21 protein-coding genes and 2 pseudogenes are annotated in these 23,224 nt (G+C 44.7%); 17 read left to right on the top strand and 6 right to left on the bottom strand.

From position 1 onward, the window contains the following. The 5 genes and pseudogenes from QUE24_RS11595 (at position 1) to QUE24_RS15840 (ending at position 4,935) form a co-directional block, all read left to right on the top strand. Positions 1–549 (top strand): UPF0149 family protein, encoded by a 549-nt coding sequence (locus QUE24_RS11595; protein ID WP_286303991.1) that lies wholly within the window; start codon positions 1–3, stop codon positions 547–549. After that, complete coding sequence (pepP, locus tag QUE24_RS11590; protein WP_286303990.1) at positions 549–1,859, top strand: Xaa-Pro aminopeptidase; 1,311 nt, start codon at positions 549–551, stop codon at positions 1,857–1,859. Before QUE24_RS11595 ends, pepP begins: the two co-directional genes overlap by 1 nt. Positions 1,860–1,862: 3 nt before the next feature. After that, on the top strand, positions 1,863–3,068 hold the full coding sequence (gene ubiH / locus QUE24_RS11585) for a 2-octaprenyl-6-methoxyphenyl hydroxylase (RefSeq protein ID WP_286303989.1): 1,206 nt from the start codon (positions 1,863–1,865) through the stop codon (positions 3,066–3,068). Then, positions 3,065–4,279, top strand: a complete 1,215-nt coding sequence (locus QUE24_RS11580) for a UbiH/UbiF/VisC/COQ6 family ubiquinone biosynthesis hydroxylase (protein WP_286303988.1) — start codon at positions 3,065–3,067, stop codon at positions 4,277–4,279. Before ubiH ends, QUE24_RS11580 begins: the two co-directional genes overlap by 4 nt. 63 nt (positions 4,280–4,342) lie before the next feature. Continuing rightward, positions 4,343–4,935: pseudogene (locus QUE24_RS15840) on the top strand (DUF502 domain-containing protein). On the opposite strand, the gene QUE24_RS11565 reads toward QUE24_RS15840, so the two are convergent. Genes QUE24_RS11565 through QUE24_RS15830 form a run of 3 tightly spaced genes read right to left on the bottom strand, consistent with a single transcriptional unit; the run spans position 4,928 to position 7,239 of the window. Next, positions 4,928–5,620 (bottom strand): hypothetical protein, encoded by a 693-nt coding sequence (locus tag QUE24_RS11565; RefSeq protein WP_286303986.1) that lies wholly within the window; start codon positions 5,618–5,620, stop codon positions 4,928–4,930. The pseudogene QUE24_RS15840 and the gene QUE24_RS11565 sit on opposite strands and share 8 nt — an antisense overlap. 36 nt (positions 5,621–5,656) lie before the next feature. Then, positions 5,657–6,946: a helicase-related protein gene (locus tag QUE24_RS15835; RefSeq protein WP_350226616.1), complete on the bottom strand. Its 1,290-nt coding sequence runs from the start codon at positions 6,944–6,946 to the stop codon at positions 5,657–5,659. Between the two features lie 32 nt (positions 6,947–6,978). Further along, positions 6,979–7,239, bottom strand: coding sequence for a DEAD/DEAH box helicase (locus QUE24_RS15830; protein WP_350226583.1), 261 nt, complete (start codon positions 7,237–7,239; stop codon positions 6,979–6,981). A gap of 98 nt (positions 7,240–7,337) precedes the next feature. On the opposite strand from QUE24_RS15830, the gene trxA reads away from it, so the two are divergent. From trxA to QUE24_RS11515, 9 genes are all read left to right on the top strand, one after another. Next, entirely contained in the window at positions 7,338–7,664 is a 327-nt protein-coding gene (trxA, locus tag QUE24_RS11555) for a thioredoxin TrxA (protein WP_007146622.1), read from the top strand. 181 nt (positions 7,665–7,845) lie between these two features. After that, a complete protein-coding gene (uvrD, locus tag QUE24_RS11550) occupies positions 7,846–10,014 on the top strand; it encodes a DNA helicase II (protein WP_286303985.1) in 2,169 nt (722 codons plus the stop codon). Between the two features lie 16 nt (positions 10,015–10,030). Continuing rightward, entirely contained in the window at positions 10,031–11,140 is a 1,110-nt protein-coding gene (locus QUE24_RS11545; protein ID WP_286303984.1) for a TRAP transporter substrate-binding protein, read from the top strand. Further along, a complete protein-coding gene (locus QUE24_RS11540) occupies positions 11,137–11,388 on the top strand; it encodes a Rossmann-fold NAD(P)-binding domain-containing protein (RefSeq protein WP_286303983.1) in 252 nt (83 codons plus the stop codon). The genes QUE24_RS11545 and QUE24_RS11540 overlap by 4 nt, the downstream gene beginning before the upstream one ends. After that, entirely contained in the window at positions 11,389–11,898 is a 510-nt protein-coding gene (locus tag QUE24_RS11535) for a DUF411 domain-containing protein (RefSeq protein ID WP_286303982.1), read from the top strand. Between the two features lie 2 nt (positions 11,899–11,900). Next, the gene (locus tag QUE24_RS11530; RefSeq protein WP_286303981.1) at positions 11,901–12,770 is read left to right on the top strand and encodes an EamA family transporter; all 870 of its coding nucleotides are present in this window, start codon (positions 11,901–11,903) and stop codon (positions 12,768–12,770) included. Between the two features lie 51 nt (positions 12,771–12,821). Continuing rightward, positions 12,822–13,694: an SMP-30/gluconolactonase/LRE family protein gene (locus QUE24_RS11525; RefSeq protein ID WP_286303980.1), complete on the top strand. Its 873-nt coding sequence runs from the start codon at positions 12,822–12,824 to the stop codon at positions 13,692–13,694. Then, positions 13,695–14,906 (top strand): DEAD/DEAH box helicase, encoded by a 1,212-nt coding sequence (locus tag QUE24_RS11520; protein WP_286303979.1) that lies wholly within the window; start codon positions 13,695–13,697, stop codon positions 14,904–14,906. Beyond that, a complete protein-coding gene (locus QUE24_RS11515) occupies positions 14,893–15,375 on the top strand; it encodes a paraquat-inducible protein A (protein WP_286303978.1) in 483 nt (160 codons plus the stop codon). Before QUE24_RS11520 ends, QUE24_RS11515 begins: the two co-directional genes overlap by 14 nt. Here the strand turns inward: QUE24_RS11515 and ppc are convergent. Continuing rightward, positions 15,372–18,215 carry a phosphoenolpyruvate carboxylase gene (gene ppc, locus QUE24_RS11510; protein WP_286303977.1) on the bottom strand — a complete coding sequence of 948 codons (2,844 nt, stop codon included), beginning with the start codon at positions 18,213–18,215 and terminating at the stop codon, positions 15,372–15,374. The genes QUE24_RS11515 and ppc overlap by 4 nt on opposite strands. A gap of 4 nt (positions 18,216–18,219) precedes the next feature. Next, a pseudogene (gene glgA / locus QUE24_RS11505) lies at positions 18,220–19,640 on the bottom strand (glycogen synthase GlgA). Between the two features lie 121 nt (positions 19,641–19,761). Here glgA and zwf point away from each other — a divergent pair. Then, positions 19,762–21,231, top strand: a complete 1,470-nt coding sequence (gene zwf, locus QUE24_RS11500) for a glucose-6-phosphate dehydrogenase (RefSeq protein WP_286303976.1) — start codon at positions 19,762–19,764, stop codon at positions 21,229–21,231. Between the two features lie 62 nt (positions 21,232–21,293). Here zwf and asd read toward each other — a convergent pair whose 3' ends face one another. Continuing rightward, complete coding sequence (asd, locus tag QUE24_RS11495) at positions 21,294–22,184, bottom strand: archaetidylserine decarboxylase (RefSeq protein ID WP_286303975.1); 891 nt, start codon at positions 22,182–22,184, stop codon at positions 21,294–21,296. An 83-nt stretch (positions 22,185–22,267) separates the two neighbouring features. Here asd and QUE24_RS11490 point away from each other — a divergent pair, with 83 nt between their 5' ends. Together QUE24_RS11490 and QUE24_RS11485 are read left to right on the top strand one after the other, a co-directional pair. After that, positions 22,268–22,681, top strand: a complete 414-nt coding sequence (locus QUE24_RS11490; RefSeq protein ID WP_286303974.1) for a flagellar basal body-associated FliL family protein — start codon at positions 22,268–22,270, stop codon at positions 22,679–22,681. A gap of 48 nt (positions 22,682–22,729) precedes the next feature. Then, positions 22,730–23,224, top strand: a complete 495-nt coding sequence (locus QUE24_RS11485; protein WP_286303973.1) for a flagellar basal body-associated FliL family protein — start codon at positions 22,730–22,732, stop codon at positions 23,222–23,224.

Here is a 23,224-nt window from a genome sequence, read left to right as displayed (position 1 = left end):
ATGTCACAACTCTACTTTCCATCTCTATCGCCCGATAATCAAAACGGTGATGGGCCTGCCAGTCTCGCTGAACTTCAGGGCGCATTATGCGGTTTGCTTTGTATGGACGCTCTGGCCGATCGTAAAAGCTGGTACACACGATTATTTGAAGATTTCTCGCCTGCCGAAGAAGAGAAACAAGATTTAACACACCTGTTTGATGACACGATTCAGTCTCTAAATAGCCTGGATTTTGACTTTCAGATGGAACTCCCGGATGACAATGCACCGATTATCTCACGTTTATCGGCGATGGCAGACTGGTGTCAAGGGCTTGTATTCGGTCTCGGTACATCAGGCATGACCAATGAAACAGAACTCTCTGATGATTGTCAGGAATACGTGACTGATGTCATCAAAATCAGTCAGGTTAATTTTGACAATGTAGAAGACACAGAAGAAGAACGTGCCAATTTTGAAGAACTCGTAGAATATATTCGTATGGGTCTTTTTTTACTTTACGGAGAATTGCAACCTACCGACCCAACTGAGGAAGCGACTGAACACTAATGCAAAAGAAAGAATTCACCAAACGCCGTCAACATCTGATGGATATTATGGGACCAGATACGATCGCTGTATTACCCAACGCGCCAGTGGCTAACCGTAACCGTGATGTCGACTATCCCTACCGAAGTGATAGTAGTTTCCACTACCTGACAGGGTTTGATGAGCCTGAATCCGTACTGGTGCTGATTCCAGGAAGAGAACATGGCGAGTATATTTTATTCTGTCGTGAACGGGACCTGGATAAAGAAATCTGGGATGGCTATCGCGCAGGTCAGGAAGGTGCCATCGCTGAATTTGGCGCCGATGACTCTTATCCAATAAGTGATCTTGACGATATCCTGCCAGGTTTGCTGGAAGGTAAAGAAAAAGTCTATTACACCATGGGAAATCAGCCGAGCTTTGATCAGCACATGGTGTCTTGGTTGAATCACCTACGTCAGGCAGCACGCTCTGGTAAACATTCGCCAACAGAGATTATTGAACTCGAGCACTGCCTGAATGAGCTGAGATTATTTAAAAGCAGTCAGGAAATCAAAGCCATGAAACAGGCAGCAAGCGTGTCGGCCCAAGCTCATATTCGTGCTATGCAATTTACCAAACCAGGTAAATGGGAGTATGAGGTCGAAGCGGAAATTATTCATGAGTTTATGAAAAATGGCTGTCGCTCCCCTGCTTACCCATCCATTGTGGGTGGCGGTGAGAATGGCTGTATCCTGCATTACATTGAAAACAGTGCCAAGTTGAAAAGTAATGAGTTATTGCTGATTGATGCCGGTGCAGAATTCGAATGTTACGCGGGCGATATTACTCGCACTTTTCCTGTTAATGGTAAGTTCACTACCGCGCAGGCAGCTGTGTATCAAATCGTTTTGAATGCACAAAAAGCCGCCATTGCTGCAGTGAAGCCAGGCAATCATTGGAATCAACCACACGAAGCAGCGGTTGAGGTCTTAACGCAAGGCTTAGTTGAATTAGGCATTCTTAACGGCAATGTCGATCAACTCATCGAAGAAGGCGCTTACCGTGAGTTTTATATGCACCGAACAGGACACTGGCTGGGAATGGATGTACATGATGTCGGTGACTACAAAGTCGGTGGTGAGTGGCGCTTATTAGAACCCGGCATGGTATTAACGGTAGAGCCTGGTCTCTATATCCGCGATCAGGAACATGTCGATAAAAAGTGGCACTTTATCGGTATTCGGATTGAAGACGACGTACTGGTGACAAAAGACGGTTGCGAAGTACTCACTGAAGCGGCCCCCAAGGAAATCGATGAGATTGAAGCATTAATGGCAGAGGCAATCTAAAACGTGAATCACAGCCTGTTTGATGTGTTGATTGTGGGAGGCGGTATGGCTGGTGCTAGTCTGGCTATCGCTTTGAAAGAGAGTCGACTGAAGATTGGTCTTATAGAAGCGAAATCATTAGAAACAGATTCCCAGCCCAGTTACGATGATCGTGGCATTGCACTCAGCTATGGTTCGCAACGTATCTTTGAAACAATGGGTGTCTGGACACATATCGTAAAGCACGCGAGTCCTATCCAACACATTCACGTGTCTGAGCGAGGCCGCTTTGGTGTGACACGCTTATCGGCCGAACAGGAAAAAGTGCCGGCACTCGGCCAAGTCATTACAGCCAAATATTTAGGCCACGCACTCAACCAGCAATTGCAGCAACTCGATAATTTGACATTATTCTGCCCAAGAACGGTGAATGCAGTAGTCACTGAAGATGAACATGTAAAAGTCACGTTAGATAACCATCACACTCTGACTGCCAAACTGATTGTTGCCGCAGATGGACGTGAATCGACTATCCGTCACTGTTTGAACTTAAGTGCCTGGGAGCAAGATTACAGTCAGGTCGCTATCACCGCCAATATTTCTACAGATAAACCACATTATGGTTGGGCATACGAGCGTTTCACTACATCTGGTCCCATGGCTTTATTGCCGATGACGGATAAAAGAAGCAGCTTAGTATGGACAGTCAAAGCGGGTGAAGAAAGTGCATTACTCTCACTTCCAGAGGAAGCATTTCTAAAGCAATTACAACATCACTTCGGCTATCGTGCCGGACGGTTTATTCGTGTTGGCGAGCGTAACAGTTACCCATTGATATTGATGCAAGCTGACATGCCAGTTCAAGCTCGAATCGTATTTATTGGAAATGCCGCACACAGCCTGCACCCCATTGCTGGTCAGGGATTCAATCTTGGCTTACGTGATGTCGCGGTATTGGCTGAACATATTTTTGATGCCAAAGATTGCGGTCACGCTGAGTTGTTGCAACGTTATCAGCAGCAGCGTCAACAAGATCAGGATCAGGTTGTTAAATCCACAGACCAACTGGTGCGATTATTCAGTAATGATATTCCGCTATTAGGTCATCTGCGTGGGGCAGGACTTACGCTGATGGATACGATGCCTGTTATGAAACACTGGCTGGCACAGAAAAGTATGGGATTGGCACAAGCACAGCCTAAATTAGCTCGAGGTGTTCCCTTATCATGAAACAGCAATATGATATTACGATTGTCGGTGGTGGCATGGTGGGAGCCTGTCTGGCGATGGCATTATCACGTTATGACCAATTCACCATTGCCTTAATAGAGGCTCGTCATGTTGAACCATTAACTGCTGACGATTCCTTTGACATCAGAGTCAGTGCATTGACCAAAGGTAGTGAAGCCATTCTGAAAAATCTGGGAATATGGTCAATGCTATCACCAGCACGGCTATCTGCATTTTCTGACATGAAAGTCTGGGAAACCAGTGAGAGTCAGATACATTTCAATAGTGCTGATATGGGTACCAGCAACTTAGGTCACATCATTGAGAATCGGCAACTGCAACAAACCAGTTTCAGCCTCTGTCAGCAACAAGCTAATATTGATGTGATTTGCCCAGCCAAACCAGTAGCTATTGATAACCAGCAACTTCGTCTCGAGGATGGACGCATAGTAAAAACACAGCTAATTATCGCGGCAGATGGTGCTCATTCGGCTATTAAAGAGCTGGCTAACATCCAGACAAAAGGCTGGTCATACCATCAAAAAGGCCTGGTGTGTAATGTTACCACTGAACATCCTCATCAAAACACCGCATGGCAGCGCTTCTTAGCTGATGGTCCGCTTGCGTTTTTACCTCTAAAAGATAATCATCAATGCTCAATTGTCTGGACACTTAAAAATGACGATGCTGATCGTCTGTTATCGCTCAGCGATGATGAATTTATCGATGAACTAAATGTGACATTTGAAGAACGTTTGGGAAAAGTCACCCACATCAGCCACCGTGATGCTTTTCCGCTTCAACTACGTCATGCCGAGACATATATCAAACCAGGCATTGTTCTGGTTGGTGATGCCGCACACACCATTCATCCACTAGCAGGACAAGGCGTCAATATCGGTTTGTTGGATGCAGCAACGCTAGCCGAAGTTATTATCGATGCTGCCATGCATAATCGTGATATTAGTCAGCTACATACGTTACAAAAATACCAACGACAACGACATGCTGATAATCTGCTGATGCAAATGAGCATGGACATGTTCAAGCGTGTCTTCACTAACCGCACCGCTCCGGTGAGATGGCTACGTCAATTTGGCTTGCGTCATGTCAACCAAAGTCGCTTACTGAAAAACCTGTTTATGCAGCAAGCAGCAAGCCGTTCTTTTGCCACGCCTAAACTGGCTCAGCGCCACTATGGCCGTGATTAAATTATCTCCCCTTCGTCTTTCTCAGATCAGATGACCATACTTTTATTTCACGGAGCCTAGTGTATGTTTCGATTCCTAACCCGTCAGTTTTTGACCGGCTTAATCACTATTCTGCCTATCACCATTACGCTCTATCTGATTTATTGGGTCATTTCTTCTGCAGAAAAAGCATTAAGCCAAGTCATCATGTTTCTGTTACCGGATTACATGTATTGGCCAGGGATGGGTTTTTTAGCTGCTATTGCCTTGATCTTTACTCTCGGTATTTTAATGCGCCTCTATGTTTTCAAGCGCTTGTTCAAGGGTGCAGAAAGCTTGCTTTATCACCTACCAGTCATCAAATCAATTTATGGCAGCATGCATGACTTTTTCATTACTTCACACCGGGACGAGAAACTGAGTTTGAACAGGTTGTTTCCGTCAAACTGGATAATGGTATGGAGATGATTGGCTTTATCACATTGGACAGTGCAGAGCATCTACCAACCAAAGATGATGAAGATCGTGTGCTGGTGTATTTACCAATGAGTTATAACATCGGCGGCTATCCTGTGATCATGCCAAGACGCATGTTAAAACCGATTGATATGAGCATGGAACAAGCCTTGCGTTTTGTATTAACTGCTGGAGTGGCTGGTCACACAAAACCTAAATAGGTAAGAAAACAAGCGTGGCCGCTCGAACGACAAATGTCTTAATAATACGGCCATTTTTCTGCGCGATGATTTGGGCAAGATTATCTTGGGTAGCAATCATTTTTCCAAACAGTCGTTGATAACTCAAATTACGTATCTCGCCTGATAAGCTATCGCTCAACATCAGTAGATTACCGTCACGATCACGTTTCTTTGCCAACAACCACGCCGCAATTTCTATATTACGAGCACTGTTATAGAGTTTTTGCTGATCGATTGAGGTCAGGTAAAAAAATTCGCTGTGGTTATCATAAGATGCCATCAGCATTTTTCTTAAGCCGACAATATAGGCAAGTACACGATCCCCCTGAAAACGTTCATCAAGAGAGAGTCGTATTATATCGGTTGGTCTCTTGATAATAGCCCATTCGGGGTAGATGAAATCCACCTCTCTGGAGAATGTCCGCTCCACACTCTCTTTGATGGTTCTGATATCCCTGTCATGACGAAGATTGGGATTACGTTTGTAAAGCTTCAACATTAATCTTTTTAACTGCGCCATCACCGCTTGTTGGTGAAGCTCTATCACTTCATCGATGTCACTCTTGGCTAGTCTGGAGACACCGTTATTTGACTGACTATTATTTCCGCTTGCCGCACAGCCCGTAATGAAAAAAACAAGCCATAAAACGCTAAACCATCTCATCCACTAACTGCCCTCCTGACGGCTTTGAATCATTATTCATGTCCTTGATATATAAATATTGCTGTACAGACTTTGGTAGTAGATTGTTTTGTCGTTCAGACGAAGATGAGTCACGTTCAGTGCCGATAAACTGCCTGACAAATTGCGCTTGCTGACTATCTTGTGTGGAGGCCACTGGCACAACGACATTCGTTGTATCAGCTTGTTCTTTATCAACGATGGTGGCGGTGTATTCAGCGGCAGCATCAAAAGTAACAGGCAAACGCGTATTATTGCGTGGTTCAGTAGGAACCAGCGGGTAAAAATTCGCTTGTCTGTTATTGTTGATCTGCATCTATCATTACTTTTTTCTTGCCTTGGACGCCTGCGTCGTGGCTTTGATGATTTATTCGCGTCGTGTCTTTTTCGTTGTGGTGCGGCTTCTTTTTCCTTTTTTACTCGTGGCTTGGGTGTGTCCAGTTGCTCATCAGAGGTTGATGCTAATGGTAATTTATGTTTGATATAAGCTTCAATATCTGGCAGTGAAAATACATATTCTTCACACGCTAAACTGATGGCAACACCGCTAGCCCCTGCTCGAGCAGTCCGTCCCGTGCGATGAACGTAGTCCTCTACATCTTGGGGTAAATCATAATTAAATACATGACTCACCTCAGGAATATGTAATCCTCGCGCAGCAACATCAGTGGCGACGAGGAAGGGAAATTCGCCATCTTGGAAATGTTGCAATAAGCGTTCACGTTTTTTCTGGGGCACATCACCAGACAATAATGAAGCCTTGTAGCCATTCCCCTCCAAATATCCCCAGACAACATCTGCAGCTTGTTTTGTATTGACAAAAATAATGCCCCGTTCAGGATTCAAACGTTTAATCAATGCCAGCAGCAGAGGAATTTTTTCATCATTCGCCGGGTAGTACACCCATTCTTCAATACGATCCCCCATCATTTTTTCAGGTTCGACCTGAACTTTTTCTGGGTTATTCATATGTTCGTAAGCTAATTCGCTAACTTTGTAGCTCAATGTCGCTGAAAACAACATCCCTAAACGTTGCTCGGGTTTAGGGATACGACGCAGGAAATAACGGACATCTTTAATAAAGCCCAGATCAAACATCCGATCGGCTTCATCAAGTACAACGACATCAATGAATTTTAAACTGAACACGCGCTGTTTCTGATAATCCAGCAAGCGCCCAGGCGTGCCGATTAAAATATCCAGCCCCTCCGTAATCATATCGCGCTGACGTTGGTAATCTTTGCCTCCATGTGCGATACCAATACGCAGTCCTGATTCAGCATTAAGTTTTTCTGCATCTTTCGCTATTTGAATGGCTAATTCGCGAGTCGGAGCTAAAATCAGTGCGCGTGGTTGTTTTCCGTCCCAATTTTCGGCAGGCTTTTTTCAAGCAGGCATTGAAAGGTAGCAAGTAAAAAAGCAATGGTTTTGCCCGTTCCTGTCTGTGCCTGACCAGCAACATCACGGCCTGATAGTAATAATGGCAGCGCAGAAGCTTGAATCGGGGTACAGAATTCGAATCCGGCCTTTGCCAGCCCGGCTTTTAGTGAAGCGTGGAGTGGCAAGGATGAGAAGGCCTGCTCGGTTAGATGTGCACTCATAGAATACTTGCATTACCTTTTGTGATAGGAAAAAATGTTAGGCTATATCGTATGGGAGTATAGACCCACGATACTTTATATACCACTGGAGATAAAACATGAGCGAAAACGTCACCCACGTGACCGATGGCGACTTTGATAGCCAAGTACTACAGTCTGACCTGCCTGTGTTGGTCGATTACTGGGCTGAATGGTGTGGTCCATGCAAAATGATCGCCCCTGTATTGGATGAAATCGCGACCGAATACGCTGGTAAGTTGAAAGTTTGCAAGCTGAATATTGACGAAAATCAGGACACTCCACCACGCTACGGTATCCGTGGTATCCCAACATTAATGTTGTTTAAAGATGGTGAAGTTGAAGCCACAAAAGTAGGTGCTTTAACAAAATCACAATTGGCTGCATTTTTAGATAGCAACATCTAAAAAATACATACTCCCCGCAAGCATTCTCGTTGCGGGGAGTTTGATTTTTACAATGAGCGTTATGCAGATACGCTATCAGTCCCCCGCCCGACTGATATGGCATAACATCAATTGACCAGTTCATATCCATCACACCGGATAATGTGCTGGTTTATTTATTTCTGAACGATATGATCACAAAATGGATGTCTCAGAGCTTTTAAACGATCTAAACAAACCACAACGTGAAGCGGTTGCTGCACCTCTAGGCCACGCTAGGATTCTGGCGGGAGCCGGTAGTGGAAAAACACGGGTATTAGTCCACAGAATAGCCTGGCTGATACAAGCAGAAGGTTTTTCAGCGGGTAATATTTTAGCTGTGACCTTCACCAATAAAGCGGCTGCAGAAATGCGTGGTCGTATTGAAGAGATTCTGGGTTATCCACCAGGCGGCATGTGGGTAGGCACCTTTCATGGCTTAGCTCACCGCCTATTGCGCTCACATTGGAAAGAAGCCGATCTGCCTCAAAATTTCCAGATTCTGGATAGCGATGATCAACTTCGGATGCTGAAACGCATCATCCGCGCGATGGAACTGGATGAAGCACAATGGCCACCTAAACAGGCCCAGTGGTACATCAATGCACAAAAAGATGAAGGCCTGCGTGCCAAAGATATTCAGGCAGGTCATGACCCTTATTCAAAAAATATGCTGGCCATTTACCTTGCCTATGAACAAGCTTGTCAACGAGCTGGGGTCATCGATTTCGGTGAAATTTTATTAAGAAGCCATGAACTCTGGTTAAAACGGCCCGATATTCTGGCGCACTATCAGCAGCGGTTTAAACAAATTTTAGTCGACGAGTTTCAGGATACTAATACCTTGCAATATGCTTGGCTAAGATTACTCGCCGGAACTAGCGGACACCTGTTTATCGTGGGGGATGATGATCAGTCTATCTATGGCTGGCGTGGTGCACGTATAGAAAATATTCAACAGTTCGACACCGACTACCAGGGTGCCAGCACCATCCGTCTAGAACAAAACTATCGTTCTACTGGCAATATTCTCAAAGCAGCTAATGCGGTTATTGCCAATAATAGTGAACGCTTAGGCAAAGAATTATGGACAGAGGATGATGACGGCGATCCCATCCAGATTTATAACGCTTACAACGAACGTGACGAAGCCTCATACCTTGTCGAGCAAATCCGTAAATGGGTAGAAAACGGTGGGAAAAGAAGTGATGCTGCCGTGCTCTATCGTTCGAATGCGCAATCACGGGTCATTGAGGAAGCCTTACTACAAGCTGCTATGCCATATCGGGTTTATGGTGGCTTACGCTTTTTTGAGCGGGCTGAAATAAAAGACGTTCTGTCTTATTTGCGTCTGGTATCAAACCGTCTCGATGACGCCGCTTTTGAACGTATCGTCAACACACCTACGCGCGGTATCGGCGCTGCCACTCTCACACAAGTACGCCAATATGCTCGTGAACGCGGTATTTCGATGTGGCACAGTGCCATAGAGATGCTCGATGCTAAAGCCTTTGCGGCACGAGCAGGTAATGCGCTAGCGGGTTTTATCACACTGATTGATTCACTGACTCCTGAACAAGACACCGTGATGGGCTTAAATGAACTGACACAGTTAGTCATTGATGAAAGTGGCCTAAAAGCCCACTTTGCCAAAGATAAGACCGAAAAAGGGCAAGGTCGGATTGATAACCTGGACGAATTAATCTCAGCGACCAAACAGTTTCACAAACCTGAAGAAGCAGAAGACATGTCGGATCTGGATGCATTTCTTGCCCATGCTGCACTCGAAGCCGGTGAGAATCAGGCTGACCGCTGGGAAGATTGCGTGCAATTAATGACATTACATTCCGCCAAAGGTCTCGAATTTCCAATCGTCTTTATGGTGGGCATGGAAGAAGGTCTGTTCCCCGGACAAAAGTCCAGTGATGATCCTGTCCGCCTTGCCGAAGAGAGACGGCTTTGTTATGTCGGCATGACACGCGCGAGAAAAACCCTCTATCTGATGTACACAGAATCGCGCTTTCTCTATGGGCAAGAAATGATTCAACGCCCGTCACGTTTTCTGAGTGAACTTCCGACCGAGTGTACAGAAGAAGTTCGTGCTCGCAAAAACCATATCACTCCCAGCCTGAATGGTGTTCGCGGTCGAGACACACAGACAATGAACGAAACAGGCATCAAAACCGGACAGCAGGTGCATCATCAAAAGTTTGGCCCGGGAATCGTGCTTGATACCGAAGGTTCAGGCAAAAATGCGCGAGTGCAAGTCAACTTCAAACATGCTGGTAGTAAGTGGTTAGTACTGGCTTATGCTAAATTAGACATACTTTAATTAGGGACATACATCTATGTTGGCATCTTGTTTTTCACGTTCTGTCATTGTGGGTCTAATGACTTTCATGCTGGCCTCATGTGGACAAAGTGAACAATCAAAATCTGTCACTGATAATACAGACTATAAAAAGAGTTACCGATGGAAGATGGTCACAACCTGGCCACCGGGGTTCCCTGTATTACAGGAAGGTGCTGAACGTTTTGCTGCCAATATCAGGGCCATGTCTAATGGACGACTGGAAATTAAAGTATATGCCGGCGGTGAACTCATCCCTGCTTTACAGGTGTTTGAAGCCGTATCACAGGGCACGGTAGAAATGGGGCACGGCAGTGCCTATTACTGGGCCGGTAAAGTCCCTGAAGCGCAATTCTTTTCCACCGTCCCCTTTGGCATGACAGCATTAGGTATGAACTCATGGTTATACGATGGTGGCGGCCTCGAATTATGGCGTGAAGTTTATAAGCCGTTCCATGTTATCCCTTTCCCGCTGGGTAACACTGGTGTCCAAATGGGCGGCTGGTTTAATAAAGAAATCAATTCTGTTGATGATCTGCAGGGATTAAAAATGCGTATTCCAGGCTTAGGTGGCAAGGTATTAGCCAAAGCCGGTGGTAACCCTGTTTTATTGGCCGGCAGTGAAGTCTATAGTGCGCTTGAACGCAATACGATTGATGCGACTGAATGGATTGGGCCATATCATGACGAGCGCTTAGGTTTGTATCGCGCTGCAGAGCATTATTACTATCCAGGTTGGCATGAACCTGGCACCGTCCTGGAGTTAACTGTGAATGAGCGTGCGTGGAACAGTCTACCACCTGATCTGCAAGCTATCGTCGCGAATGCAGCTCAAGCAGAAAATCTGGCCATGCTGGCAGAGATGGAGCATAAAAACGCTGAGGCATTACAAATTCTGAAAGCACGTGATGACATTACTATAGCGCCCTTCCCAGATGATGTGTTGCAACGTTTAAAAGCCCTGTCAGATGAAACTTTAGTTGAAGAAGCCGAGAAGAATCCGAAATTTAAACGTGTCTTCGATGCATATCAGGCATTCCGTCAAAAGGATGCTGATTGGTCTCAAATTTCTGAAAGAACTTACTTAAACCTTGAACCGGCCCAATGATTTTCTTGATTTTTACAGCCGAGGGTTTAGCTGAAGCGGCTTCAGAAATACAGGCAGAGCAAGCGACTGTCTGGTTGAATCCGGATCTAAAAAACACCAATGATTATGCCAAATTAGTCGAATCTGGCTGCGACTGTTTTTTTCTCAGCGAACAGGCTGACCCAACTAATGAAAGATCAGTCATCCATGCTTTGAGTCAGGTTGAAAAACACAGTCACGATACTGAAATCTATGTTGAATATTTATAAATGAAAACGCTTCTTTTTTTACTCGTCTGTTTGTTGAATACAACTGCTTATGCAGACTCAGAGTGGTCTGAGTCGACTATCAATTTAGATAAACCACTTGATATCAAGGTTTACCGTAACCCGAATTGTCAGTGTTGTCATAAGTGGATCAGTCACCTTGAGCATCACGGATTCAATGTCACCGATCAATTAACACACAATCTTGATGCCGTTAAAGAAAAGTTAGGCGTCCCTCATGCTATGCACTCTTGTCACACGGCCGTGATCGAAGGTTATGTTATCGAAGGGCACGTACCAGCTGCTGATATCATGCGTTTACTGACACAAAAACCCACTATCACCGGGCTCGCTGTTCCTCAAATGCCAGTGGGTACGCCCGGCATGGAAATGGGCCCCCGCAAAGATAATTTTGCCGTTATTGAGTTTACCCCAAACCAACAATACAGCATTTTTACTACCTATCAGCTTGATGAAAATCAGCATTACCAGGCCAGCACAACTGAGGAATAACCATGGAAATCCTCGTTGTGCTGAGCAGGTTACTGTTCTCGGCATTCTCTAATGTTTTTCAAAAGCAACTGACTCACCGTGGCTTTGACTCACTGTTTATTGTTTTTAGTTCTTATCTTGTTCTAGCCGTTATCTGTCTACCACTACTTTCTTTACTTGACCTGTTTTCACTGACAAGCAATTTTTGGATAAATATTTTCTTTGCCGCCCTACTGGATATGGCGGGTACAGCCTATCTGGTCATGTCTTTATCAAAAACAGATCTATCTGTGTTTGGGCCTTTGAATGCCTACAAAGTCGTTATCTCCATGATACTGGCAATGATATTTATTGGAGAAATCCCCAGCCTTCAAGGCTTTTTTGGTGTCGCGGTCATTGTGGTGGGGAGCTATTTTTTATTTCCGCCCAAAACGACTTCGCAAAGCCGCATGTTGACCTTGTTCAAAGACAAAGGCGTTCAATACCGGTTTTTATCGATTTTGCTTTTTTCTATCGGCACTCTACCGCTGAAAACAGCAGTGATAGAAGGTGGAGCCTTAGCTACAACCGTGTTCTGGTGTTTATTGGGTTTGCCGTTGGCAGCCTTAACTCAATGGCTTTTTATCAAAAAAGATATCACCACCAATATCGCAAAAGCGCGACATAACATCCGCCCTTTTGTTTATCTGGGCTGTCTGATCTTTCTGATGCAATACATGACTATGCTGGTATTTTCACAGCTTTTGGTCGCTTATTCTCTGGCATTATTTCAACTAAGTATGGTGCTACAGGTATTCCTTGGCTACCGCATTTTTAATGAAGAACATCTCTGGCGACGCTTATCAGCTTGTCTGGTAATGGTGGCAGGCAGCTTACTGGTTCTAAACGCTTGAGCGGGATAGGGCTTGGCCTGTTATTATGCACTCAGATTGTTATTGGAGAAGATGATGAAACGGTTAACGCTATTGCTGACCGGCTTATTAATGTCAGTACAGGTCTGTGCTAACACAGTGCTGTCACCTGTATGGAGCAGCCCGGCAGAACTTAAAACACCTGAATCTGTTATCTATGATCCCATCACAAAACATTTATATGTCTCGAATGTTAATGGCAATCCCCTAGATGCAGATGGTAATGGCTTTATTAGCCAATTATCAGTCAAAGGTGAGATTGAAAAACTGCATTGGCTGGATGGCCTCAATGCCCCAAAAGGATTGGCACTCAGTGGTAACCATCTCTATGTTTCTGATATTGATGAACTGGTGGTCATTGATATTGCTGAACAACGCATCATCAAGCGTTATCCCGCGGAGAATGCCCAATTTCTGAATGATGTGGCCATTGATAAACAGGGACATGTTTACGTCAGCGACATGATGACAAACCGCATCTATCGCTTGTCTGGTGATGACTTTAATGTCTGGATGGATGACCCTGCTCTAGAATCCCCCAACGGTCTTTTGGTTGAGCATAATAATCTGATTGTCGCCAGCTGGGGCAATATGACCAAAGGGTTTGAAACCGAGACGCCGGGACATTTAAAAATCATTGATCTGATTACACAACAGATGAAAAGCCTGGGTGACCAATCACCCGTGGGTAATCTGGATGGCATCGAAGCAGATGGTCAGGGGAATTACCTGGTCACCGATTGGATGAAAGGCCGATTATTAAAAATCACACCTGAAGGAAGAAGTGAAACTTTGATTGAATTTAATCCAGGTAGTGCTGACCATACAGTTATGCCTGAGAAAGACCTTGTTATTGTTCCAATGATGATGGATAACGTCATCACTGCATTCCGGATACACCGCTAAATGTCATTTGAAGATCTCATGTTAGAAGACAGCCTGTTGAGCGCTATCGCTGCTCACGGCTACACCACCCCTACGCCAATTCAAGAAGAAACGATCCCGCTTATTTTAGCCGGTCAGGACGTATTGGCCTGTGCGGCCACAGGGACAGGCAAGACCGCAGCATTTGTTGTGCCTTTATTACAAAAGCTCTGGGACAGAAAGCATCGTTCACATGAACCTGTCGCTCTCATTCTGGCTCCAACACGTGAGCTGGCCTTCCAGATTCAACATGTGCTTAAAACCTTCAGTAAAGAAGATCCAATCGATATTGCCATGATTACCGGTGGTCAGGCACCCACTGCCCAACAAAAGGTTTTAGATGAAGGCTGTGATGTCATCATTGCCACACCCGGCCGTTTATTGAACTTAGTTGAACAAGAGCAGGCCGATTTATCACTGATTGAGTTTGTGGTGATAGATGAAGCGGATCGTATGCTGGATATGGGACAAGGTCCTGATGTCGCGACATTATTAGCTTCAATTACAACAGCATTCCAAACCTGCTTGTTCTCCGCCACACTGGCTGGTGCCGGTGTGGAAATTTTTGCTAATACTTTACTGCCTGATGCTACCCGAGTGGATGTGAATGCTTCAAACCACTATGCCGAACAGGTCGAGCAGCGTGTCTATTTAGCCGATAATCGTGAACATAAACAGGCACTACTCAAAGCCATGATTCAATCGGACGAGTGTAAAAGTGCTTTGGTCTTTTGTAATAAAAAAGAACGTGCAGATGAAGTGGCTGATTACTTACAATCACAAAATATCTCTGCTCAGGTAGTGCATGGTGAATTCTCTCAGGCAGATCGCCGAGAACGAACACGTAAATTCCGTCAAGGAAAAATCAAAGTCTTAGTTGCAACAGATGTAGCTTCACGTGGACTGGATTTACCGCAAGTGAGCCACGTCGTTAACTATGATGTGCCGTTTCGTGGTGATATTTATATTCATCGTGTTGGCAGAACCGGGCGAGCTGGACAATCAGGTATTGCTGTCAATCTGGTGGAAAGCCATGACCAAAAAAACCTTGAGCGCATCGAACATCATATTGGCCAGTCATTACCTGTAGTAAAAATGAAGGGCTTGGCACCGAAAGGCAAAGTCAATAAACAAAAGAGTAAAAAAGAGCCCAAAGCCAGATACATTTCTAAAAAAGACCGTGCCCAAGAATAAATCCACTTATTTTCTACGCGGCTTATTGTTAATCAGCAGCGTGTTATTGATTGCCGGACTTTTCATGCCGATGTTGACCATCACGCAATTTCTGGTCATTCGTGATGATTTCTCTGTTATTTCCGGTATTACAGAACTGTGGAAAGCAGAAAAATACGTGTTATTTTTTGTTATCGGTTGTTTCAGTATCCTCATGCCTTTCGCTAAGTTAGCCTTACTGTTCCGATTGTTATTCGCTGATAACCACCCTACGCCACTCAAGATGACCTTGTTGAATCTTATGCATGATTATGGCCGCTGGGCAATGCTTGATGTCATGGTAGTGGCGATGTTGATCGTCACTGTCAAACTTGGTGCCATCGCCAGTATTCAGATTCATCCGGGCTTATATGTGTTTGGTGCTGCAGTGTTACTGATTATGCTCATCACACAGCTCACTGTCAGCACCTTGCGAACTCAGACGAGTTAACCTGTATTCCGCATACCGGCAGAAATCGCACTGATCGTTCTCAGCAACGGATCCAGCCACTTATCTCGTTCATCTTCAGATAAGGCGTTCTCTCGATATCGTTGCAATAAAAGAATCTGAATATAGTTAATGGGATCCAGATACGGTTCACGTCGGCGTAAAGAAGATCGTAATGCCGGTGTTTCTGACATTAACTTGTCCTCACCCACCACCAGCAGAACTTGTTCTACCGTGCGATGATATTCTGCTGAAATGACTTCGAATACTTGCTGTCCTTGAAACGCATTTTCACACAAAGCGGCATAGCGCCGTGCGATATTCATATCGGCTTTTGACAGGGACATTTGCGTATTACTTAAAAGCGCACTGAAAAAACGCCATTCTTTGACCATTCGACGTAACGTTTCAATTTTCTCAGGATCATTTTGATGCCACTGTTCTAACGCCGTACCAATGCCATACCATGCAGGTAAGGTGTGTCGTGACTGTGCCCAGGAAAAGACCCAGCCAATAGCACGAACCGATGCCTTGGAACGATCACCCTGTTTACGATGTGAGGGTCTGGAACCGATGTTCATCATACCGATTTCAGTCACTGGACAGACCTCATAAAAATAATCGAGGAAGCCTGCGGTGTTTTCGGTCAATTTACGGTAGCTCTGCTCGCCGTAGGCCGTGAGCTGATGCATTACATCCATAAAGGCCGGCTCATCATGATGCGTTTTAGCCACCAGACTTCGTGAAGCCTTCATTAAACCAGATACCCCCATCCCCAATTCATAGGCAGCTGTCTCGATATTGCCATATTTGAATGACAATACTTCGCCCTGCTCTGTGAATTTGATTTGTCCCTGCACCGTGCCAACCGGCTGAGACAGAATAGCATCATGAGTTGGGCCACCTCCGCGACCAATCGTACCGCCACGACCGTGGAACATTCGACATTGCACACCATGCTGTTCGGCCAGGTGACTGATTCTCTGTTGGGCTTGATACAAATTCCATACAGACGCCAGAATACCCCCATCTTTACAAGAATCGGAGTAACCCAGCATGACTTCCTGTAAATTGCCTGAGGCACTTAATAAACGACGATAATGTTCATTCTCAAGTAATGCCGACATCACCGGTTCGATATGAGATAAATCTTCAATGGTCTCGAATAAAGGTGATACTCGGAGGTGACAGTAGGTATTACCATCTTCTGTATAACCACATAAACCAGCAAACCGCCCCAAAGTTAATACTTCCAGAATATGGCTGGCCTGGTGAGTCATGGAGATGACATAACTGCCGAAAGCATTGGTGCTGACTTCCTGTTGTAGTCGTGTCATCAACTGAAATACCGACAGAATTTCTTTGTTTTGCCCTTCTAATTCAGGCAAAGAGGGTAAATCATGACGTGCTAACAAATCCGTCAACACTGACTGACGTTGCGTTTCATCTAATTGCTGATAATCGTCACACAAGCCTGTTTGTCTAAGCACCTCGCTCACCGCTTCCGTGTGTAATGTCGATTCCTGGCGCACATCCAAGTGATATAAATAAAAGCCAAAGGTCTCCACCAGTCGGATCAAATCGGTCAGTTCACTGCCCGCCAACTCGGCATCCCCGTGTACGATCAGGGACTGTTGAATTAAGCGTAAGTCTTGCAGTAATTCATCTTCGTTGTCATAAGCCAGTCCCAATGCAGTGGGCTCAAGATCAGGCCGAAAATATTGCTGCAATAGTCGTAGATTATCTTCCAAACGATGCCGCATCATGTAAAGTTTTCGGCGGTAAGGTTCATTCAGAAAACGGTCTGGTTTTGCACGAAATGCCCCAGCGTAACGTTGTTCCGATTCATCAATATTGGCAGCTAATTCATCACTTATTTCACACAAAGGTTGTGAGTGTGTGAGTTGGTAGCTAAGTTTAGTCACGTCTTCCAGATAACGGCGAATCACTGTGCGCTTTTGTAACTGAATCGCCATGTCGGTGGTTTCAGCTGTTACATAAGGGTTTCCATCTCGGTCACCGCCAATCCAGGAACCGAATTGAATATAGCCTGGCACTTTGAATGACGCACCTGCATCAATCTCGTCTTTATAGACGCGACGAATGGCATTTTCCATATTGCGATAACTTCTGGGCACCGCATCAAACAGACTTACGTTAAAGTAATACAAACCATTTTTGATTTCATCGCGAACGGTGGGTTTAACAGCCCTCACTTCATCGGTGGACCACAACAACTGCACTTGTTTTTTAATTTCAGACCGTGTGCGTTCTTCTTCAAATGCCGTCAAAGGGTCATTGGTCAGCTTTTCGTCTAATAAGAAAATACGACGCAGAATTTCCATCAAAGTCCGACGCTTTGACTCAGTCGGATGAGCGGTGAATACAGGCATGTATACCATCGTATCCATCATATGCTGAAGTTGTTCGAGGGTAACGCCCTCTTGTTTAAACTGATTTAATGTATCCAGGTACGATCCATGCCATAAATCACGACCATTTCTTAACTGGATTAGACGGTTATGATAATTAAAGGCTTCTTCTGCCGTATTCAGCAGACTGAAATACAAATTAAACGCACGAATGACTTCACGTAATGTGGTGGCATCCAGCGTATTCAGGAAACTCAGTAACTCCGTGCGTAATAGAGCGTTATCGTCTTTGCGAAGATTAATAAACCCCTTACGCAAACGCTCTACCGTCTCATAGACCTCACGACCAGCACGCTCATCAATTACTTCACCAAGAATATGGCCAAGAAACCGAACATGTTGACGTAGCTCTTTATCGCCCAGCATAGATAGCTGCTCGACAGTACTCAATACAGGTTCATAATCTGTCATAGTATTAACGTTCATTTACATGGTGATAGAGATCGATATAGATATTGGCGCTGTTTTCCCAACTGAAATCCCCCTCCATTGCGGTGATCATCAGTTTTCGCCATATCCGCGGATGCTGAAACAGCGCGGTCGCCCGTTCCAGTGTTTCGTATAATGCTTCTGCTGAAGCCTCATGAAAACAAAATCCATTAGCAATACCGATTTTACGGTTTTCGTCGTTAGCATCAACAACTGTGTCAGCTAAACCGCCAGTATTACGTACAATCGGTAGCGTACCATATCGCAGGCTATACATCTGATTCAGGCCACATGGCTCAAATCGTGAGGGCATCAGAAACACATCCACCCCCGCTTCAATCTGATGCGAGAGTTTTTCATCATAGCCAATGGTCAATGCCACTTTATCAGGAAACCGCGCACGAAGTACACGCAAAGCTTGCTCAAAATCTGCTTCACCACTGCCCAGACAAATCAGCTGAATATCCTGCCCCTCTTCCAGTAAGCGTGTTATCGCTTCGATGGATAAATCGATACCTTTCTGTGATACCAGACGACTGATTAAGCCGATAAAGAGCGTCTGTTCAGACTGGGGTAAATAAAATTGTTGCTGAAGTGCCTGCTTGTTTTTCTTTTTACGGTTTGGTGTTTTGACTGAGTAATGGTGCCTTAGATAAGGATCCGTAGCCGGGTTCCATTCTTGATAATCAATGCCATTCAATATGCCACTTAAGCGCCCTTGTTCGGCTCGATAAGATAATAATCCCTCCAGGCCATAACCAAACTCAGCGTCACATATTTCTTTAGCATAGGTAGGACTAACTGTAGTGATGTGATCGCTAAATATGAGCCCGGCTTTCATAAAAGACATCAAGCCATAAAACTCTAGCCCATCAATTGACCAAAGAGACTCAGGTAAGTCCAGCGCGTCAAAAACCGGGCGCTCAAACAGTCCCTGATAGGCCATATTGTGAATAGTAAAAATGGTATGGGGAGCATTCTCTCTCAACGTCAGCAATGCTGGTGCAAGCCCGGTCTGCCAATCGTTGCAATGCAAAATATCTGGCTTCCAGTTCAGTTCAGCTTCATCCATGGCTAAAGCCACAATAGCGCGACAAAACAATGCAAACCTTGCGGCATTATCTTCCCAGTCATGTCCGCCAGGGTGGCTGTAGGGTCCACCACTGCGATCAAAGTGATAGGGGAATTCAATAGCCAGACGATGACCTCAGTACCAGGAAGTGTGGTTTCAATAATTTCCACAGGCAGGTGGTAACCATCCAGTTTAATCGTAGCAACGGTGTGCGAGCTTTCTATTCTTTGCAGGCACTGACGATAGGCAGGCATAAAAATTCTGACATCTTGTCCATGTTCAGCCAGCGCCGCTGGTAAGCTGGCAGACACATCTGCCAGGCCCCCGGTTTTCATTAACGGATGGACTTCACTACTGGCAAAAAGAATTTTTCGCACGCTTATCTCCCAAAAATTGTACAATTCTCCAAATTATATACGGTCAACGGCTGAGTAATAGCCTGCAACGGGAGAAATCATGCAATCTTGTACCATTGTTATTTTTGGCGCCACAGGCGACTTATCTAAGAAAAAGTTATTGCCTGCTTTATACCATCTTGATGCGGAAAAACGCTTAACAGCGGATACGCGCATTATCTGCATGGGTCGTCGTGAGTCCAGTCAGGAAGACTGGAAAGCACAAGTAACAGAGTTTGTCACACCTAAAGCACGCGGTGGTGTAAATAACGAACTTCTTAATACATTTCTGGATCGTATTCACTACTTCAAATGTGATATCAACGATGCTTTCAGCTATCACGAACTCAACAAACTGATCACTTCAGAAGAGAATAATTTCTCTCAGAATATCGTTTTCTATCTCTCAATTGCGCCAGCATTATTCGGCGTCGTAGGTGATCAATTAGCCGCTGTTGGTTTAAATAAGGAAGACAACGGCTGGCGCCACTTGGTCGTTGAAAAACCATTTGGTTATGACCAGAAGAGTGCTGAAGAATTAGAAGGCATCTTGCGCAAAAACTTCACCGAACAACAAACTTACCGTATCGATCACTACTTGGGTAAAGGTACCGTTCAAAATATTTTTGTATTCCGTTTTGCTAACTTGTTACTCGAGCCATTATGGAATCGTAACTACATCGATCATGTTCAAATTACTCATGCTGAACAACAAGGTGTAGGCGGTCGTGCTGGTTACTATGATACCTCTGGTGCGCTTCGCGATATGATTCAGAGTCACTTGATGCAGGTAATGGCATTAGTCGCGATGGAACCACCAGCAGATTTAGGTGATGAATCTCTACGTGATGAAAAAGTAAAAGTCTTAAAAGCCATCCGCCCTATCACTGAAGATATCGTTGATGATCATGCGTTTCGTGCGCAATATGCGGCTGGTGAAGTCAACGGTAAAAAAGAACCGGGTTACCTGGAAGATGATGAAGTACCGAATGATAGCGTGACGGAAACCTACGCAGCTATGAAATTGTACATTGATAACTGGCGCTGGCGTGGTGTGCCGTTCTACTTAAGAACGGGTAAATGTATGCCTGAATCTAAAGCGATGATTGCTATCCGCTTTAAGAAACCACCTCAAGAGTTATTTAAAGACACTGTAATTGGTGACAGTCATGCCAACTGGATTGTGATGGGTCTACAACCCGACAACACCTTACGTATCGAATTGCAAGCCAAGCAGCCTGGTCTGGAATTAAACAACCATACTGTGGCGCTTGAAACTGTTGAAAATGAAGATACTAAGCATCGCTTGGATGCCTATGAAGCATTAATTCTGGATGCAATTTTAGGTGACCGTTCGCTGTTCTTGCGTTCAGATGAAGTTAATCTGGCCTGGAAAGTGGTCGATCCTGTCATCGAGAAATGGGCAAAAGATAAAGGCTTTGTTCACACCTACCCTGCAGGTACATGGGGTCCTGAAGAAGTTAGCCGTATACAGGATAATTCCTGTCACGCATGGCGTAACAATATCTAAGCAGATACGCTCACAAAAAAGCCGGCTACTAGCCGGCTTTTTTATTTCATCTGCAAACAAACTTAGTTCATCGCCTGTCCCAGTTGAATTTTTTCCTCTGGCTGCCATGCTTGATTAAATGGTTTCATGCCAGCAGGTAGTAACATCACTACCGTCGAGCCCATATTGAACCGACCCATTTCCTGACCTTTTTCGAATGACAACGCTTCATCACCTTCATAAGTCCAGTTTTGTATGCTTTTACCGTAAGGAGGCGTTATCTGACCTGCCCATACCGTTTCCATACTGCCAACAAAAATAGCCCCAACAAGCACGAGAGTCACCTCGCCAAAGTCGGTATCAAACACACAGATAACGCGTTCATTTCGGGCGAAGAGTCTAGGCACGGCTCTCGCCGTCCGCGGATTCACTGAGAATAGTTTACCCGGCAGATAACGCATGGACTTCAGTTTTCCCGCCATTGGCATGTGGATACGATGGTAATCACGCGGCGAGAGATAAATAGTGGCAAATTGTCCTTGCTGATACTGCTCAGCCAATGCCTTATCTCCTCCCAACAATTCTTCTACTGTATAGCTTCGTCCTTTTGCTTGCACAATACTTTGTCCAATGATTGGACCCAGCTGACTAATGGCACCATCAACAGGAGAAACGATAACCTCTTCACCTGTAGCGATGGGACGAATACCTGCTCGCAACTCACGCGTAAAAAAGGCATTAAAACTGGCGTAATAAGCGCGATCTGAAACGGCGGCCTCGCTGAGATTAACGTTGAACTTCCAGGTAATAAACCGAATGAATGCATTTTTAAACCACTTTACCTGGCTACGAGTTAAGGCATGCATAACAACAGATAAGGCATGCTGTGGAATCACATATTGTGGCAGCGTCAAAATCACATCAGAGACTTTGCTAAACCAAGAAGCTTGTGGGTGTTTTTGCGTTTTACTCATGCCTGCCTCTTTAACCAATTGCCTAAGCTTGTCATAATTCTGTGTAAACCTTTTTCATAAGAAATCATGGAGTATATCAAGCAATGAAGAAATCGCTGTCGCTAATCATTTTATTATTCTTTTATGCCTTAGTGACGCCAACATTTGCTGATGACGATGAGAGTGAAAAAACACCCTCTGTGTATTACAAAATTGAAGAGCCATTTACTATCAACTTTGTGAATCAAAGTCAGAAACGGGCCCGTTATCTTCAAATCAAAGTTGCTCTGATGGCCAAAGATCAAAAAGCACTCGACAATGCAGTGTTAAACCTGCCAATGATTCAGGATGAACTCAGAACATTGTTTTCACAGCAGACCTATGAATCACTCAACACGCTGCAGGGACGAGAAGAGTTAGATAAAAAAGCCACAGAACAAGTGAGAAACATTTTAGAGCAAGAAACAGGTAACCCTAAAATCGAAAAAGTTTACTTCACAAGCTTTATCATCCAATAGTCGGCACAGTACTTGCTATCTTGAAATTAACAAATTGGAAACAGCACTATGGCAGAAGAACGCGAAGATATTGAAATTACAGAAGGCAAAGGTGGTAAGAAAAAACTCATCATCATTATCGTTGTCGCTTTACTATTGATAGGTGGTGGAGTCGCCGCCTTTTTCATGATGAGTGGCGGTGATGAACCCGAGGAAGAAAAAGCTGAAGTCAAACAGCCACCTATCTACTACGCGATTGAAGAACCGTTTATCGTCAACTTCTCTGAACAAAGCAAAGGGGAAGTGAAATATATGCAGATCAAACTCAAGGTAAAAGCGCGTTCTCAGGATGTTATTGATGCTGTGACATTGAACTTACCAGCCATTCAACATGAATTAAATATGCTGTTCTTTAGTCAAAATTATGACGAATTACAAACTATCGAGGGAACAAAAGCACTTCAACAGTCCAGCTTGAATACCATCAATGAGATTCTTAAAAACGAGTCTTCTGTTGATGAACAGTTGGAAGCCGTCTACTTCACCAGCTTCATAATGCAATAA

Source organism: Methylophaga marina, from assembly GCF_030296755.1.
GTDB classification, from domain to species: domain Bacteria; phylum Pseudomonadota; class Gammaproteobacteria; order Nitrosococcales; family Methylophagaceae; genus Methylophaga; species Methylophaga marina.
This window is presented reverse-complemented; position numbering and strand designations above follow the sequence as displayed.

Excerpts from the sequence above, each read along its gene's own strand:
- QUE24_RS11525 (WP_286303980.1), top strand. The coding sequence starts at position 12,822 with ATGATGAAACGGTTAACGCTATTGCTGACCGGCTTATTAATGTCAGTA.
- ppc (WP_286303977.1), bottom strand. The coding sequence starts at position 18,215 with ATGACAGATTATGAACCTGTATTGAGTACTGTCGAGCAGCTATCTATG.
- QUE24_RS11530 (WP_286303981.1), top strand. The coding sequence starts at position 11,901 with ATGGAAATCCTCGTTGTGCTGAGCAGGTTACTGTTCTCGGCATTCTCT.
- trxA (WP_007146622.1), top strand. The coding sequence starts at position 7,338 with ATGAGCGAAAACGTCACCCACGTGACCGATGGCGACTTTGATAGCCAA.
- QUE24_RS11595 (WP_286303991.1), top strand. The coding sequence starts at position 1 with ATGTCACAACTCTACTTTCCATCTCTATCGCCCGATAATCAAAACGGT.
- QUE24_RS11545 (WP_286303984.1), top strand. The coding sequence starts at position 10,031 with ATGTTGGCATCTTGTTTTTCACGTTCTGTCATTGTGGGTCTAATGACT.
- QUE24_RS11540 (WP_286303983.1), top strand. The coding sequence starts at position 11,137 with ATGATTTTCTTGATTTTTACAGCCGAGGGTTTAGCTGAAGCGGCTTCA.
- pepP (WP_286303990.1), top strand. The coding sequence starts at position 549 with ATGCAAAAGAAAGAATTCACCAAACGCCGTCAACATCTGATGGATATT.
- asd (WP_286303975.1), bottom strand. The coding sequence starts at position 22,184 with ATGAGTAAAACGCAAAAACACCCACAAGCTTCTTGGTTTAGCAAAGTC.
- zwf (WP_286303976.1), top strand. The coding sequence starts at position 19,762 with ATGCAATCTTGTACCATTGTTATTTTTGGCGCCACAGGCGACTTATCT.
- QUE24_RS11520 (WP_286303979.1), top strand. The coding sequence starts at position 13,695 with ATGTCATTTGAAGATCTCATGTTAGAAGACAGCCTGTTGAGCGCTATC.
- QUE24_RS11565 (WP_286303986.1), bottom strand. The coding sequence starts at position 5,620 with ATGAGATGGTTTAGCGTTTTATGGCTTGTTTTTTTCATTACGGGCTGT.
- QUE24_RS11580 (WP_286303988.1), top strand. The coding sequence starts at position 3,065 with ATGAAACAGCAATATGATATTACGATTGTCGGTGGTGGCATGGTGGGA.
- uvrD (WP_286303985.1), top strand. The coding sequence starts at position 7,846 with ATGGATGTCTCAGAGCTTTTAAACGATCTAAACAAACCACAACGTGAA.
- QUE24_RS15830 (WP_350226583.1), bottom strand. The coding sequence starts at position 7,239 with ATGAGTGCACATCTAACCGAGCAGGCCTTCTCATCCTTGCCACTCCAC.
- QUE24_RS11490 (WP_286303974.1), top strand. The coding sequence starts at position 22,268 with ATGAAGAAATCGCTGTCGCTAATCATTTTATTATTCTTTTATGCCTTA.
- QUE24_RS11535 (WP_286303982.1), top strand. The coding sequence starts at position 11,389 with ATGAAAACGCTTCTTTTTTTACTCGTCTGTTTGTTGAATACAACTGCT.
- QUE24_RS11485 (WP_286303973.1), top strand. The coding sequence starts at position 22,730 with ATGGCAGAAGAACGCGAAGATATTGAAATTACAGAAGGCAAAGGTGGT.